This is a genomic window from Reichenbachiella sp. (genome assembly GCF_033344935.1).
Classification (GTDB): Bacteria; Bacteroidota; Bacteroidia; order Cytophagales; family Cyclobacteriaceae; genus Reichenbachiella.
On the sequence record NZ_JAWPMM010000001.1, the window covers coordinates 1,599,296 to 1,613,960 of the forward strand.

At 40.5% G+C, this 14,665-nt stretch carries 17 protein-coding genes; 11 read left to right on the forward strand and 6 right to left on the reverse strand.

From position 1 onward, the window contains the following. Positions 1-46 precede the first annotated feature (46 nt). Complete coding sequence (locus tag R8N23_RS06880) at positions 47-817, reverse strand: glucose 1-dehydrogenase (protein WP_318170836.1); 771 nt, start codon at positions 815-817, stop codon at positions 47-49. An 86-nt stretch (positions 818-903) separates the two neighbouring features. Between R8N23_RS06880 and gndA the strand changes: the two genes are divergently transcribed. From gndA to R8N23_RS06900, 4 genes are all read left to right on the forward strand, one after another. Next, positions 904-2,802 (forward strand): NADP-dependent phosphogluconate dehydrogenase, encoded by a 1,899-nt coding sequence (gene gndA, locus R8N23_RS06885; protein WP_318170837.1) that lies wholly within the window; start codon positions 904-906, stop codon positions 2,800-2,802. Between the two features lie 17 nt (positions 2,803-2,819). Next, positions 2,820-4,097, forward strand: coding sequence for an Nramp family divalent metal transporter (locus R8N23_RS06890; protein WP_318170838.1), 1,278 nt, complete (start codon positions 2,820-2,822; stop codon positions 4,095-4,097). A 33-nt stretch (positions 4,098-4,130) separates the two neighbouring features. After that, a complete protein-coding gene (locus R8N23_RS06895; protein ID WP_318170839.1) occupies positions 4,131-4,832 on the forward strand; it encodes a FadR/GntR family transcriptional regulator in 702 nt (233 codons plus the stop codon). Positions 4,833-4,990: 158 nt separating this feature from the next. After that, positions 4,991-5,368, forward strand: a complete 378-nt coding sequence (locus R8N23_RS06900; protein WP_318170840.1) for a hypothetical protein — start codon at positions 4,991-4,993, stop codon at positions 5,366-5,368. Here R8N23_RS06900 and R8N23_RS06905 read toward each other — a convergent pair. Then, positions 5,365-5,718 (reverse strand): DUF7009 family protein, encoded by a 354-nt coding sequence (locus R8N23_RS06905; protein ID WP_318170841.1) that lies wholly within the window; start codon positions 5,716-5,718, stop codon positions 5,365-5,367. The genes R8N23_RS06900 and R8N23_RS06905 overlap by 4 nt on opposite strands. 9 nt (positions 5,719-5,727) lie before the next feature. Then, positions 5,728-6,567 carry a formate dehydrogenase accessory sulfurtransferase FdhD gene (gene fdhD / locus R8N23_RS06910; RefSeq protein WP_318170842.1) on the reverse strand — a complete coding sequence of 280 codons (840 nt, stop codon included), beginning with the start codon at positions 6,565-6,567 and terminating at the stop codon, positions 5,728-5,730. A 37-nt stretch (positions 6,568-6,604) separates the two neighbouring features. On the opposite strand from fdhD, the gene R8N23_RS06915 reads away from it, so the two are divergent. Genes R8N23_RS06915 through R8N23_RS06925 form a run of 3 tightly spaced genes read left to right on the forward strand, consistent with a single transcriptional unit; the run spans position 6,605 to position 7,600 of the window. After that, positions 6,605-6,892, forward strand: a complete 288-nt coding sequence (locus tag R8N23_RS06915) for a YciI family protein (protein WP_318170843.1) — start codon at positions 6,605-6,607, stop codon at positions 6,890-6,892. 40 nt (positions 6,893-6,932) lie between these two features. Next, positions 6,933-7,184, forward strand: a complete 252-nt coding sequence (locus R8N23_RS06920; protein WP_318170844.1) for a MoaD/ThiS family protein — start codon at positions 6,933-6,935, stop codon at positions 7,182-7,184. A 5-nt stretch (positions 7,185-7,189) separates the two neighbouring features. Further along, positions 7,190-7,600, forward strand: a complete 411-nt coding sequence (locus R8N23_RS06925; protein ID WP_318170845.1) for a molybdenum cofactor biosynthesis protein MoaE — start codon at positions 7,190-7,192, stop codon at positions 7,598-7,600. Between the two features lie 7 nt (positions 7,601-7,607). Here the strand turns inward: R8N23_RS06925 and R8N23_RS06930 are convergent, their stop codons facing one another. Together R8N23_RS06930 and moaC are read right to left on the reverse strand one after the other, a co-directional pair. Further along, a complete protein-coding gene (locus R8N23_RS06930) occupies positions 7,608-8,774 on the reverse strand; it encodes an NTP transferase domain-containing protein (protein WP_318170846.1) in 1,167 nt (388 codons plus the stop codon). Beyond that, positions 8,743-9,225 carry a cyclic pyranopterin monophosphate synthase MoaC gene (gene moaC / locus R8N23_RS06935; protein ID WP_318170847.1) on the reverse strand — a complete coding sequence of 161 codons (483 nt, stop codon included), beginning with the start codon at positions 9,223-9,225 and terminating at the stop codon, positions 8,743-8,745. Before moaC ends, R8N23_RS06930 begins: the two co-directional genes overlap by 32 nt. A gap of 69 nt (positions 9,226-9,294) precedes the next feature. Here moaC and R8N23_RS06940 point away from each other — a divergent pair, with 69 nt between their 5' ends. After that, positions 9,295-10,515: a molybdopterin molybdotransferase MoeA gene (locus tag R8N23_RS06940; protein ID WP_318170848.1), complete on the forward strand. Its 1,221-nt coding sequence runs from the start codon at positions 9,295-9,297 to the stop codon at positions 10,513-10,515. 298 nt (positions 10,516-10,813) lie between these two features. On the opposite strand, the gene R8N23_RS06945 is transcribed toward R8N23_RS06940, so the two are convergent. Beyond that, positions 10,814-12,334 carry an FMN-binding glutamate synthase family protein gene (locus R8N23_RS06945; protein ID WP_318170849.1) on the reverse strand — a complete coding sequence of 507 codons (1,521 nt, stop codon included), beginning with the start codon at positions 12,332-12,334 and terminating at the stop codon, positions 10,814-10,816. 152 nt (positions 12,335-12,486) lie between these two features. Here R8N23_RS06945 and R8N23_RS06950 point away from each other — a divergent pair, with 152 nt between their 5' ends. Genes R8N23_RS06950 through R8N23_RS06960 form a run of 3 tightly spaced genes read left to right on the forward strand, consistent with a single transcriptional unit; the run spans position 12,487 to position 14,618 of the window. Next, complete coding sequence (locus tag R8N23_RS06950; protein ID WP_318170850.1) at positions 12,487-13,041, forward strand: RNA polymerase sigma factor; 555 nt, start codon at positions 12,487-12,489, stop codon at positions 13,039-13,041. Next, complete coding sequence (locus R8N23_RS06955) at positions 13,031-13,579, forward strand: hypothetical protein (RefSeq protein WP_318170851.1); 549 nt, start codon at positions 13,031-13,033, stop codon at positions 13,577-13,579. The genes R8N23_RS06950 and R8N23_RS06955 overlap by 11 nt, the downstream gene beginning before the upstream one ends. Further along, positions 13,560-14,618 (forward strand): hypothetical protein, encoded by a 1,059-nt coding sequence (locus tag R8N23_RS06960; protein ID WP_318170852.1) that lies wholly within the window; start codon positions 13,560-13,562, stop codon positions 14,616-14,618. The genes R8N23_RS06955 and R8N23_RS06960 overlap by 20 nt, the downstream gene beginning before the upstream one ends. Positions 14,619-14,665: the final 47 nt, after the last annotated feature.

Consider the following 14,665-nt stretch of genomic DNA (forward strand, 5'->3'; position numbering starts at 1 on the left):
GATCATACGGCATGGCTCTTTTGCTTTTACGAGACTGGAATAAATATTACATATTATAGACTCCACCATTGATGTCGAGAGTGGCGCCAGTAATGAAACCGTCGTATTCAGACGCTAAATACAAAACCGCTCTTGCTACATCATCTGCATTGCCAGCACGCTTAATTGGAATTTCAGTGATGGTTTTATCAGCCGATTCCTTACTTGTGTGTGTGTTGTGAAATGAAGTACCAAGGATTAATCCCGGGGCCACAGCATTTACTCTTACACCTTTAGGTCCCAGCTCAGAGGCGAGCGCTCGGGTGAATGTGAGGATGGCTCCCTTGCTGGTAGAATAAACCAGCGATCCCGGGTGACCGCCTTTTCGTCCGGCTAGCGATGCCAAATTGACGATACTGCTGTTACTGTTTTTTGTTAGATAAGGAGCTGCTGCTCGTGTCACGAACATCATAGACGTCATGTTGATGTCCATGACCTTATGCCAGAAATCTGCCTCCATTTCGTCTAGCATTTTGCGAGCCACGAGTGAACCTGCATTATTGATCAATAAATCCAGGCTGCCTAAGGCTTCTACTGTTTTTTCAACCAAGGCAATGGAATCAGCCTCTTTGGTGAGGTCGCCACTGATAGCAATTGCTTTTTGTCCTTTGCTAATCGCGTATTTTGTTAGCTCATTAGCTGTGTCTGCACTTGAGAAATAGTGAATGGCCACATGGGCTCCGCTATCTATAAAATGTTTCGTAATTGATTCACCGATTCCTTGAGCTCCAGCAGTGATCAATACATTTTTCCCACTTAATTTTTTGTTGATTTCCATGATATACCTGAATTAATAGACTATCCAATTTTTTGTAAATATAAAAAAATATATATTTGGGTGCCCAGTTTGGGTGCCCAAATATTATGAAAGAAGAAAAAAATAGAATTGTCTTTATCATGGGAGTCTCTGGTGTAGGTAAAAGCACCATAGGAAACCTGCTTTCCGAGGCCCTAGACATTCCTTTTTTCGATGGGGACGATTATCATCCAAAAGAGAATATTCTGAAAATGTCCAATGGACAGGCATTGAACGATAAGGATAGACAGGGCTGGTTGGAGACATTGAATGATTTGGCTAAGCGAGAGCTGCAAGGTCAAGGGGCAATCATTGCTTGCTCAGCGTTAAAAGCCTCTTACCGTGAAATATTAAACAGACAAATTCAAAAGGATGTACATTGGGCCTTTCTGAATGGTTCATTCGAAGAAATAAAGAAGCGGATCAGGGGTAGAGAAGGACATTTTATGAGTGTCGACCTGTTGCAGTCTCAGTTTGATTCTTTAGAAGTACCTGAGCATGCCATCGATGTAGATATAAGTTTAACACCTAAAAAAATAGTAGAAGTGATTAGTAATCAGTTAGAAAAGTCAGTATTTGGCTTATTTGGACTAGGGGTCATGGGCAAGAGCCTCGCAAGAAACCTAGCGAGCAGAGGATTCAATATCTCCCTATTCAATAGACATGTGGACGGGCAAGAAGTGGACGTGGCTAAAAATTTTAAAGAGGAATTTTCCGAGTTGTCCGCTGCAGCTCCATTCGACAATGTGGCTGCGTTTGTAGGTTCACTCCAAAAACCACGAAAGATCATGCTCATGGTGAATGCCGGCAAGATTGTAGATGATGTCATAGAAGACCTTTTGCCGCATTTGGAAGATGGAGATATCTTGATCGATGGTGGAAACTCCAACTATAACGACACCAACGCACGCGTTGAATATTTAAAATCTAAGAACATCAAATTCGTCGGAACAGGAGTTTCTGGTGGCGAAGAAGGTGCACTCAAAGGACCTTCCATCATGCCTGGTTGTGACCCTGAAGCTTATCAGGAAGTGAAGCCGTACCTGGAGGCTATTGCCGCCAAGGATGCCAACGGATTGCCGTGCTGTGCTTGGATAGGAAAAGGAGGCAGCGGCCATTTTGTGAAAATGGTACACAATGGAATTGAATACGTGGAGATGCAGCTCTTGGCCGAAGTCTTTACCATTTTGCAAGGAATGGGTAAAACGCCAGATCAGATAGCCGATATTCTAGAATCTTGGAAAGCGACTAGCAACAGCTACTTGCTGGAAATCACGATTGATATTCTTCGCAAAAAAGAGGGAGACGACTGGCTAGTGAATAAAATTATGGACAAGGCCGGTAACAAGGGAACAGGCAACTGGACCGCCATAGCTTCTGCGCAGTTGGGTGTGCCTAGTACAATGATTACTTCCGCACTTTATGCTCGCTACATTTCTTTCTACAAAGAAGAGCGCATGACGGCCAATAAAAACATCACGCCGCAGAGCGAAAAGTCTTTAAACTTTACTGCGGAGGAATTATTGGAAGCTTATCAGTTTGCCAGATTGATGAATCATTATCAGGGATTTAAGCTTATCCTCGAAGCATCGAATAGTTACAACTGGGAACTGAACCTGAGCGAACTCTCAAGAATCTGGACCAATGGATGTATCATTCGCTCCGATCTCATGGTGGAATTGGTGGATTTATTTAAAATTTCAGATAACCTATTGGTTAATGAGGCGATCATTCAAAAGCTGAAAAAATTGAAGCCAAGTGCCAAAAAAGTGGTGGCAGCATGCGTGCTTGGCGAGATGGCAATACCTAACCTCAGCGAGTCGATCAACTTCCTAAATAGTTTTACAGTGGCTGAGTCGTCCGCCAATTTGCTGCAAGCGCAACGCGACTATTTTGGCGCACACACTTACCAAAGAAAAGACGACAATTCCGGAAAATTCTATCACACCGATTGGCTCAACGACTAATTCAAAAACAAAAATATATGACAGCATCAGACAATAATACGTCCATTTTAAAGCGAATCCTTTCTGTTATTCTAGGATTTGGTCCAGGGATATTTGCCATTGGGTATACCATCGGTACGGGCAGTGTCACTTCCATGATTGTGGCAGGGAGCCAATTCGGCATGCAATTGTTGTGGGTGCTTTTTTTGAGTTGTTTGTTTTCTGGCGTTTTGATGTTTGCCTATGGAAACTATGCACTGATCACTGGCGAAACGGCCCTGTATGGTTTCAAGAAACATTTCAAATATGGCAAGGTCATGGCCATATTAATCATTGTTGGCATTTCTTTCGGTCAATGGAACTCGTTGATGGGGATATTGGGGATCTCCTCCAATATCATATATGAAATTCTCGCACTCAATTTCGAAGGGCTGTCGGCCTACCAATACGAAGTTGTTTTAGGCGTCGCTATTGTTATTATCGTTACGTTTTATTTGTTGATGTTGGTTGGTCGATACACCTTCTTCGAAAAGATTTTGGTCGTGTTTGTCTCTTTTATGGCGGTTTCGTTTATCGTCTCTTTTTGTTTTGTTCAACCTCATGGTGTGGATGTGATCAAGGGTTTGATCCCGACGATTCCAGATGTGCCGGGTGGCAAGATGCTGGTGGCCGCCTTTGTAGGCACGACCATGGCAGCGGCTACTTTCTTGTCGCGTCCATTATTTGTGAAAGGCAAGGGATGGACCATCAAGAACTTGGATCAGCAAAAGAAAGATTCTATCACTGCGGCAATCCTGATTTTTGTGATCAGTCGCGTGATTATGGCGGTAGCCGCAGGCGCTCTTTTTTATGACGGCAGGCAAGTCACCAAAGTTATAGACATGGCCAACACACTGGAGCCTGTGGCTGGCAAATGGGCGGTTACGATCTTCTTTTGTGGTGCCTTAAGTGCTGGGCTGTCTTCGATATTCCCTTGCTTGTTAATTGCTCCATTGCTCATCGCTGATTATCAATCTGGAATCTTAGACACGAATTCCACACGCTTTAGAGTTATTACTGCGATCGCCTGTCTGGTGGCATTGATCGGGCCTGCCTTTGGAGCCAATCCCATTCAAATTCAAATATTAAGTCAGGTGTTCAATGTTTTTGTTTTACCAATTGTAGTTTTGGGAATCATTCTCATGTTGAGTAATAAGAAGGTGATGAAAGACTATAAAACCAGTCTTGGAGTGTATGTGGGAATATATGCTGCGTTGTTTTTTTCATTGGTAATATCCTACAACGGCGTGGCAGCACTTTTAACTTATTTTGAATAAAGGGGATTAACCAACTGATTATAATTTACGGCAGTGAAAATAAGTTTGATAGATCAGCAGGCGAATAGGGTATTACAGAATGAAGTGATCTGTAAAATCCGAGACCTGATCAACACTAGAAATTTGGAGCGAGGAGATAAACTACCTTCAGAACGGACGATGTCTGAAAAGTTTATGGTCAAGAGAAATCATGTACGAGAGGCCATCCGAAAATTGGAGTTTTATGGGATGCTCAAATCAGTTTCTCAAAGTGGGACGATCCTGGCTATTGGGCTGACCGGCTTCAACGGAATGGTGGATGAGATTGTATCGATGGATGCCCCTGCTTTCAAAGAATTGGTAGAAACGAGAATTTCTTTAGAACTGGAGATGGTGGGTTTGGCTGCTGCAAGACGTTCAACCGCTGACTTAGAAAAGATTAAAAATGCACTCGAGGCCTTTAAAGTCAAGATGGCTCGTGGTGAAGATTATTTGGAAGAAGATCTGTTGTTTCATTTAGCTATAGCTAAAGCAAGTAAGAACAGTACGATGGTTTCACTCATGCTTTTATTGACTCCTCCCATATTATCAACATATGAGAGAGAAACAGTTTGTGAAGGCGATGAAGCAAAGTCTGAAATTAAAAAGCATGAAGATGTTTATTTAGCCATCAAATCAGGTGACTCCGAGCAGGCTACAGAGATGATGAAAAAGCATTTTTTCAAGTTGTCTGAGTATTTAAAAAGTCGAGATTAAGAGGGGAATAGAGTTGAATTGTACTCAAATGGATCTTGTATTAGGAACCATTCCAATTGTTAGAATGTCGTGTTTAAGACATTTTGCTACCATCATAAATAATATTCACAAAGCTTTTCGTTAAATTGTATGTAGATACATTAAAACCAAAAACAACCATGAACCGAAAAGTATTTCTAACTAAGGTAAGCGCAGCCCTTTTGGCCGGAATCCCTTTATTGTCCTTGTGGAATTGTTCTGATAACTCAGAGGATGAAATGGACATGGGTATGGATGGAGACTCTTCAAAAAGCTGCATAGACAACGGCACCTCGATTTCAATAGACGGTAATCACGGTCACTCTTTGACAGTGTCAAAAGCAGACGTTGATGCTGGAACAGCAAAAACTTATGACATTACCGGCTCAAGTGGTCACTCGCACAGTGTGACAGTCTCTAGTTCTAATTTTGCTTCGCTAAAGGACAATACTAGTGTGAATATTGACTCTACTTCTGGAGATGGTCATACGCATAGCATAACTGTTTCCTGCGCTTAATCAGCCGCAGGGTTGGGAAAGTTGTCTGATTCATCTTCACCAGGTCGTTTGTGCAGGCACTGAAAATCTTTTTCTACTAATATTCTGACATGGGTTTGGTCGGCATTTTCAAATCCAACCAAATCAGTATCGGTCCATCGCGAACCCAAATTTTTTGGAACTTGGACAGAAATATTAGCACCATCAAAATCTACTGACACTTCATCTTGTTGGGACGACACCAGTTGATAAGTGAGTGACCTGTTGCCAAACTGAATGGCATCACCGACCTGGCCTTTGGACGCAAATTGATCTACTTCACTTTGGCTTAGTCTCAGCCTTACGAAATTCCCGTTGATTCTGATTTTCATAGCATGAATTTAAGAATTCAAAATTACATTTTCTTTTCCTGAGTAAATATTGAAAGAATCCTTTTTTAAGAAACCAATGAGGGTAATGTTCTGCTGTAGGCACAAGTCAACGGCAAGACTCGACGGTGCTCCCAATGCTACAATAATTCTAATACCCACCATCGCTGACTTCTGAATCATTTCAAAACCTAATCGTCCACTGAGCCACAGAATCTTGTCAGATAAGTCAATCTGATTTAGAGTACTCACGCCTATGATTTTGTCTAAGGCATTGTGTCTGCCAATATCCTCTCGTAGCATGAGTAAATTGCCTTGCAAGTCAAACAAGGCTGCTGCATGTAGTCCTCCGGTGTACTTGAAGGTATTCTGATGCGCTGTTAGTTTATTTGTGAGAGATTGAATGACATCCTGAGAAACTGAAAGTGGTGTCTGGTTGGATTGCGGAATCTCATAGTTTAATGCTTCTAATGCCGCCTTTCCGCATACTCCACAGCTTGACGTGGAATAAAAATTTCTTTTGAATTTGTCAGGGTCAACCGCCAAGTCATTTTTCAACTCAACTTTGAGTGTGTTCTCAGGTTGCTTTGCTTGCATGCAGTATTTAGCAGATAAGATATCTGCTGGAGATTTTATAATTCCCTCCGAAAGCAAAAAGCCTCTGGCTAGTTCTTCGTCTGCTCCCGGCGTTCGCATAGTTACTGCAAGCGAAAACTCCAATCTTTTAGTTTCTCCTCCATAGCCGATTCTAATTTCTAAAGGTTCTTCTTTGACCAGCAAGTCATTAGTGAGCTCATTTTCACCATTTTTTATTTTTAATATTTCAGATGTGGCTATACCTACCGTGCTCATTTTCGTATCTCTAGGAAGAATTTAAAATCCGTTATAAATGTATATCATATCCCTGACTTACAAAGTTCCGATAGAAAATATAGATCAATATTTGGATGATCATGTCAACTATTTGAATGACCAATATGAACAAGGAAATTTTCTAATGTCAGGAAAGAAAGTGCCTAGAACTGGAGGAGTCATATTGGCTAATGCCAACAACAGAGATGAAATTTCGCAAATCCTTGCGCAGGACCCATTTTACCAACACCAGTTGGCTGATTATGAGGTCGTCGAGTTTGTACCTTCTAAATCTGTAAAGGAACTGGAGTATTTATTAGACTGATCAAGTTAGGATTTGCTTCGTTTGAATAACTTTGAAACCTATGAGTGAAATTCAAATTAAAGTGGTGGCATTCGGAATTGCTAGAGATATCATAGGCGGCAGAGAGCTTGATTTGACTTTGGAGCAAGGCACAAAGGCGCATGAGGCCATGCATGTATTGAAATCTCAGTATCCAGGATTTGAGCAATTGACTTCTCTCAATTTGGCTATCAATGAAGAATACGTAGATGACAATCATACCATCAAAGAAGGAGATGAATTGGTGCTCATTCCACCCGTAAGCGGAGGTTGATAATTATGATAGAAATCACAGACAAGAAAATCGACGTAGCCGTACTTATTGCTGCTGTTGCTCATGACGGTGCTGGAGCCACTGATGTATTTATTGGAACTACTAGGAATAAAACATCGGAAAAGGCTGTAGTAAAACTAGAATTTGAAGCTTATGAACCAATGGCGATCAAAGAACTTCAAAAGATTGTAGACCGGGCTAAATCCCAATGGCCGATTCTTAAATATGCGATTTCTCACAGAGTTGGAGTGGTGGAGATAGGAGAGGAAGCCGTGGTGATCGCCGTTTCCACGCCGCATAGACAGGCTGCATTTGAGTCATGCAAGTTCATTATTGATGAACTCAAAAAGACTGTTCCAATCTGGAAAAAGGAAATCTTTGAAGATGGTGACGTATGGGTGGCCGCTCATCCTTAGTCTATTTCTACCCCAATATTTTTATTGCTTCTTCATACTCTTCCGGTGTGTTGACATTTTTCAATACACTCGGGTCGTCCAGATGTACAATTTCAATATCCGTATTAATCAATACTTTTCGCGGGCAAGAGTATCCTAAACTTAGAAAGTGCAACAGATGCGAATAGGCTCTAGGTTCCCAAAGTGTAATCAATGGCTCTGGAAATTCTGTTTCAGGATTGTAGAAAGCAGTAGCTGCCTTAGACGGGTTCCTTTTCGAAATCAACAATTCCAATGTCTCTTTGGTAATAAAAGGCTGATCGCAAGCCGTAACCAGCCAAGCAGCGTTTGGATTGGTTCTAAAAGCGGATAAGATGGCGCCATATGGCCCTAGTCCTGTAAAAGTATCTACCACTTCATTAGTCGAATCAGCCGTTGCCTGATCTTGACGTACCGAGTAATAGGCCTGGTCAGACACATTCGCTAACAAGTCATACATATAATCCTTTTGGCCTTTACCAAAGTAATTGATTTCACTTTTGTCTCGCTTCATGCGGGTGCTTTGTCCACCAGCTAATACAAGGCCATGGATAGCCGGCAAGTTGTTTTCTAATGTTTTGCTTATCCAGGAGACAATGGACTTTGTATCCCCAATGGATAATTGAGGAATTTCGTTCCAATTTGATATATGCGCTTGTAGGTAGTCTGGAATATCAGATTCACCCTCTTGAAACAGAATTAACCCTACTTGCGTGAGCTTGTGCAATTTTTTCTCAAGTGATTTTCGGGAGTCAATGACCAGAATTTGTTGATTGCCTTCAAAGTGATTCCCATTGACAAGCACCAAATCCTGATCAATGAATTTCTTTTTGTAATCAAATGAATTGAATTCACCCATTTGATCAAATCGGTGAAAATCTATTTTGTCCACATATTCCAGCTGATTGCCGTAGGCCAGTGAACTGCCCTCAAGGTTTGATTCATCATCTGCACTTTTATGGTCCGCGTCGACATAGGCAATTTTATGACGAGAAGAAAGTTGCTCACTGATTGTCCGAGCTAATTTTTTGATCTCACCACAGGGTATTCCCAAAATGGCCAATTCGTTTCGTCCAAAATGACCTAATGCTGGCCTTGTTAGTTTTGCGTGCTTTTGGTGTTTCTTAACCATCGTATCTAAAGTCTTTTTTTCCACCTGTCTTTGCAATTAATCTGGTTTCTTTAATAACAATATTGTGCGACAGCGCCTTACACATATCATAAATGGTGAGTGCTGCTAAGGATGCCCCAGTGAGAGCTTCCATCTCTACTCCCGTTTTGGCTGCGATAGTTGCTGTACATTCTATTTCTACTTCCAATCCTTTCACATTGATGGTGAAATCGCATCCATCCAAACCAATGGGATGACATAGTGGGATCAATTCACCAGTTTTTTTCGCAGCCATCGTTCCGGCTATGATGGCCGTTTGAAAAACAGGGCCTTTTTTAGAGTGAATCTCTCCTTGTTCCAACCCTGACATAATTTCTTTGGTCAATTGAACCGTACTTCTGGCCGTGGCCGTACGCGCTGTTACTTGCTTGTCAGAAACGTTGACCATTGCGGGATTGTTGCCAGAATCTATATGAGAAAATTTGTTGTTTTTCATATTTATATGTGTGATAGGAAGAGAGTTGTTTTTACTTTACAATGAGTTGATAAAATTAGAGAATCTAGCATGATATCAGTTGTAGAAGCCAAAAATATTGTTCAGTCTCAACAGGCCAATTGGGGAATGGTAAGTCTACCATTGGAACAGAGCATGGGAGAAGTGTTGGCTGAAGATATTTATGCAGACAGAGATTTCCCACCATTTGATCGGGTGACGATGGATGGAATAGCATTGAGCTTTGATGCCTTTGATGCTGGAAAAAGAGATTTCAAAATACAAGAAATTCAATTAGCGGGAGTGCCAGCTGCTACCTTGAAAGATCAGGAGTATGCCATTGAAATCATGACTGGAGCTATTTTGAGTGTAGGCTGTGATTTGATTATTCGCTATGAGGATTTGGAGTTGTATGAAAAAGAAGGAGAGCAATGGGTGGAAATAAATCTTGACTCAGCCGACCGATGGAAAAATGTACATAGACAGGGGAGCGATCAAGAAAAGGGAGAATTGTTGGTCCCTAAGGGAGTGGTGATTTCAGCGGCCGAGGTGGCTATCATGGCGACGGTTGGTCATAGTCAGGTCTTAGTCAATAAAAAGCCCAAAGTGGCTATTGTGTCTACTGGAGATGAATTGGTAGATGTTGATCGGGTACCCTTACCCCACCAGATCAGAAAGTCCAATTCAGTAGCCATTCAAGCTTCCTTAAATCAGCTAAGAGTTCCGAACGAATGCTTTCATTTGCTGGATGATAAAGAAGAACTGAGACTAAAAATAGAAAATATTCTAAATGAATTTGATGTAGTACTACTGAGCGGTGGTGTATCAAAGGGTAAAGCGGACTATTTACCAGAAATTTTGGAAGAGCTTAATGTGGAGAAGCTGTTTCATAAGGTAGCTCAAAGACCCGGGAAGCCCTTTTGGTTTGGTGCAAATCAATCAGGTAAGCAAGTGTTTGCGTTTCCGGGCAATCCCATATCTACTTACATGTGTTTTAGGGTTTATTTTATCCCGTGGATGATGCAGTGTTTAGGAAGGAGTGTTGAGGTAAAGACAGCTGTATTGAAAGAAAATATTACTTTCAAGCCAGAATTAGGCTATTTTCTTCAAGTAAGAAGTGTTATAGGAAACAATGGTTTGATTGAAGCGTATCCCGAAACAGGAAATGGTTCAGGAGATTTGGCCAACTTAGCTAAAAGTGACGCATTTCTATTCTTACCACCCGGAGAACAACTATATAAATCGGAAAATTCGCACGAATATTACTCGTTCGATATATCCAGTTTGGCGTAAATAATATCTGCCGATTTGAATGGATTTAGTGACACTAATTCTTCTTTGCATCCCAATAAACTCAGGAAGAATAAATAGAAAGAAAGACTAAATACAAATCGTTTATATCTTACTAAATGCTTCATTTTCTAATTACTATTTTTAATCACCTTTCTCTTACTTAGAATCTTCAGACTCTAAAAGGTTTAAAATAAAATAATTAACTCTTTAAGATATACTTCTCTGAAATGCTGCTACTGTATTGATATTCAACTTATTGAACAATTGAAAATATCAATACCCTACAAATGTAATAGGTCTATGCATATTCACCAACTTTTATATTTGGATAAATTTCTGCGTAGGTCTTAATACGCTCCTGGTCAAGACGTCGATACACATGGTGTCTTTTGATTTTGCTGATGGAGTCTACACCGGTAGCACCCATAAATTCAACAAAGCTCATCACTGTTTCATTATGAAATTTTGCAACCCTTTGAATTTTGTCTTCCACATTTAAGCCTTTTACCAAATGTTGTTGCTGCGTAGCCACACCCGTGGGACAATTGTTGCTATGGCATTCAAGAGCCTGAATGCAACCCAAAGCCAACATCATTCCTCGAGCGCTATAGCAAGCATCCGCACCTAATGCAAATGCTCGGAAGATGTGAAAGCCAGTAAGTATTTTGCCAGAGGCAATTACTCTTATATCTTTTTTGAAACCATAACCACGTAAAGAATCACAAACAAATGCCAACCCATCTCGTAAAGGCATGCCGATATTGTTTGAAAATTCGAGTGGAGCAGCACCAGTTCCTCCTTCTCCACCATCTACAGTAATAAAATCAGGTGTAATGCCTGTGTTTTGCATGGCAATACATAGATCTGTGAATTCAATTTTATTGCCAACACAAAGCTTAAAACCTATAGGCTTGCCTCCGGATAGTTCTCTCAATTTTTTGATGAATTGCATCAACTCTTCAGGATTTCGAAAGGCACTATGAGCGGGAGGAGAGTCGACTCTTGTGTGGGGCTCAACCGCTCGTATGGCGGCGATTTCTTTCGTATTCTTGATTGCAGGGAGAATACCCCCATGGCCGGGTTTGGCCCCTTGAGACATTTTAATCTCAATCATTTTTACTTGATGCAGAGTGGCCTTTTCTTTAAACATATCTTCATTGAAAGTACCGTCTTTGTTTCTACATCCAAAGTATCCTGTACCAATTTGCCAAATGAGGTCACCTCCATGTTTCAAATGGTATTGACTAATACTTCCTTCTCCTGTATTATGGGCAAAATTCCCAAGTTTGGCTCCACCATTTAAAGCTTCTATCGCTCGATCACTCAATGCGCCGTAACTCATAGCAGAAACATTATAAATACTAGAATTGTAGGGTTGTTTGCAATCTTTGCCACCTATCATCACTCTGGGATGATCGTCCAAATCGTGATGATTGATGGGGTGAATCGAGTGGTTTGCCCATTCATAGCCATCTACATAGACGTCTAATTTGGTTCCGAATGGGTTGGTAGATAATGCACCTTTAGCTCTTTGGTAGACAATTGACCTAAACATTCGATTGATGGGAGCACCGTCTGTTTCCGACTCGATAAAGTACTGATAGATTTTCGGGCGTAAATCTTCCATGATATAGCGGAAGGCACCAAGCAATGGAAAATTTCTTCTAAGGGTATGCTTTTTATCAAATACATCAAGCACACCAAGAAAAATGACAGGACCAACGACTGCGAAACTCCACCAGACCCAAGGCCAATAAAGTGATAGAGCGATAAGAGTAAGGGAGGTAATGATGGAGAGTCCAATGAATTGATATCTCATAAGTAGAGGTTATATAATGATTAATGTCAAATTAGTCAATTTATTCCCCTCATGCACAAGTTGCATGGAAATTATGAATATTAGAGGTAATTTCAAAATTGATGCAACCCTAAAAGATTTATGTGGTCTTTTGTACAGAATTTCGATAATCGTTGGAAATAGGAAATAAGGACATTCATTATCATTTGGTCGAAGCGGCAAAACGCAGCGATCAGGCCGCTCAATTTGAGCTTTACAATTTGTATGTAAAGGCGATGTTGAACGTGAGCTATCGTATAGTGAATGATCGTGATGAGGCTGAGGACGTGATTCAGGAGGCGTTTGTAAATGTGTTTAAAAACATTAACAAATACCGCGGTGAATCCACTTTTGGTGCTTGGGTAAAGAGGATTGTGGTCAATGCATCCATTAACGTACTCAAGAAACGAAAATTGGATTTAGTTGAAATGGATCAAGCCGGCGGAGAGATTGATGAGTCATTTGTAGAAGATGAGGAATCGTTGAGCTTGCCAGCTATTAAGTCAGCCATCATGCAATTGCCAGAAGGTTTTAGAGCAGTCTTGACTCTTTATTTATTGGAAGGCTATGATCATAAGGAAATAGGAACAGTATTGGGCATTACAGAATCGACTTCTAAATCGCAGTTCAATAGAGCCAAGAAAAAATTGAGAGAGATTTTAAAAGAAAGGTATCAATATGAAAGATAGATTAGAAAATTTCATCAAATCACACCGCGCGGATTTTGACGATTTGGAACCTAGAAGTGACACTTGGTCCAAGATTCAGAAAGAACTGCGTCAAGAAGACAAGAAGAAAGATTATATCTGGCTCTGGAAAGCCGCCGCAGTGGTTTTCTTGTGTATTTCAATTGGCCTCGCGGTTGAGCGTTCTATAAATACTGGTGTTGATGAAATAGCGGAGACGAATCAATCCCAGAAAAGTAGATCAGCGGAGTTGAAACAGGTAGAAGGCTACTATACACAGTTAATTTCTCAGAAACGATCGGAGATCAAAAGTGTAATTGATAAAAAAGGCTTGGTCGATGTCGAGTTGCTGAAGGACATGGAGCAATTGGATAATATGTATTCCAAGCTGAAAAAGGATTTGAAAAGAAATCAGAATGATGAAAGGCTGATCAACGCCATGATTCAAAATCTACAATTGAGAGTCGAAATTCTAAACAAACAATTGAGGATTTTAGAACGGATAAGTAAACATGAGGAAGATGAAAAAATTAGCGTTTAGCTTAATCACCTGCATAGCCCTAATTGGGTTTATGACAGGCACTATAGAAGGCAAGGATAAAGGACTAGATTACGAGAAAAGTCGTAAAATATCAAAGAGTTATGAGGTCAATTCAAATGTTCGATTATCTATCGAAAACACTTTTGGTCGTGTTCATATCAACACTTGGGATCAGAATAAGATGACCGTGGATATTGAGATCATTGCCAGAATGAATAATGAAAGCAGGGCTCAAGATTTATTGGACAGAATTAAGGTTGATATTGAGGAAAGTAATTCAGAGATTTCCTTTGAAACACGATTAGGCAACTTGAAAAATCGTGACCGAGAGGAATTTGAAATCAACTATAAAGTGAATATGCCAAAAAAGAACCCATTGAGACTGAAAAATAGTTTTGGCAGTAATTTCATAGCTGATTTAACAGGACAAAGCAATATCGATATATCCTATGGAGACTTTAGGATAGAAAAACTTTTTGGATTGACTAACATTAAAATTTCCTTCAGCGATGGGGCTATTCAACTAGTTAAAGAAGGCGAAATCGAAGTGAAATATTCTGACATGGAAATTAATGAACTGGGTGTTGTGAAAATGGAACAGGGCTTTTCAGATGTCGAAATTGAAAAGATCGGAACTATTGACTTAAGCAGTAAATATGGAGACGTCGAGATCGGAACGGTTCAGGGCATCAAAGGATATGTGGGCTATTCAGAGTTTTCGATTGATCGATTAGAAGTGGAATTGGATATGGAAGCTCAATATAGTGGCGGCTTTACCATCAACGAGGTGGCCAAAGATTTTACCAAAATCCTAATCGACGGTAAATTTGGTGATTATCGAATTTCCTTTGAGGAGGTTGCTAATTTTACATTTGAGACAGAGTTAAGCTTTAGTGATTTTAGTTATTCAGGGTTGCCTTTAGATTTTGACCAAAAAATTAAAAAAGACTTTAGTGCGTATTACAAAGGAAAAATGGGAAGTGGAAAAGGTGGTTATGTAAATATCGATACCAGCTACGGCGACATTCGCTTTAGATAAGTAGATACAACTCAAAAGCTCAATCTGCGTATGAGGGTTCTTATGCA

Bases quoted from the DNA above. Each gene is read 5' to 3' on its own strand.
- R8N23_RS06905 (WP_318170841.1), bottom strand. From the start codon at position 5,718: ATGAAAATCAGAATCAACGGGAATTTCGTAAGGCTGAGACTAAGCCAA.
- R8N23_RS06880 (WP_318170836.1), bottom strand. From the start codon at position 817: ATGGAAATCAACAAAAAATTAAGTGGGAAAAATGTATTGATCACTGCT.
- R8N23_RS06945 (WP_318170849.1), bottom strand. From the start codon at position 12,334: ATGAGATATCAATTCATTGGACTCTCCATCATTACCTCCCTTACTCTT.
- gndA (WP_318170837.1), top strand. From the start codon at position 904: ATGAAAGAAGAAAAAAATAGAATTGTCTTTATCATGGGAGTCTCTGGT.
- R8N23_RS06960 (WP_318170852.1), top strand. From the start codon at position 13,560: ATGAAAAAATTAGCGTTTAGCTTAATCACCTGCATAGCCCTAATTGGG.
- R8N23_RS06925 (WP_318170845.1), top strand. From the start codon at position 7,190: ATGATAGAAATCACAGACAAGAAAATCGACGTAGCCGTACTTATTGCT.
- fdhD (WP_318170842.1), bottom strand. From the start codon at position 6,567: ATGAGCACGGTAGGTATAGCCACATCTGAAATATTAAAAATAAAAAAT.
- moaC (WP_318170847.1), bottom strand. From the start codon at position 9,225: ATGAAAAACAACAAATTTTCTCATATAGATTCTGGCAACAATCCCGCA.
- R8N23_RS06955 (WP_318170851.1), top strand. From the start codon at position 13,031: ATGAAAGATAGATTAGAAAATTTCATCAAATCACACCGCGCGGATTTT.
- R8N23_RS06915 (WP_318170843.1), top strand. From the start codon at position 6,605: ATGTATATCATATCCCTGACTTACAAAGTTCCGATAGAAAATATAGAT.
- R8N23_RS06900 (WP_318170840.1), top strand. From the start codon at position 4,991: ATGAACCGAAAAGTATTTCTAACTAAGGTAAGCGCAGCCCTTTTGGCC.
- R8N23_RS06940 (WP_318170848.1), top strand. From the start codon at position 9,295: ATGATATCAGTTGTAGAAGCCAAAAATATTGTTCAGTCTCAACAGGCC.
- R8N23_RS06890 (WP_318170838.1), top strand. From the start codon at position 2,820: ATGACAGCATCAGACAATAATACGTCCATTTTAAAGCGAATCCTTTCT.
- R8N23_RS06920 (WP_318170844.1), top strand. From the start codon at position 6,933: ATGAGTGAAATTCAAATTAAAGTGGTGGCATTCGGAATTGCTAGAGAT.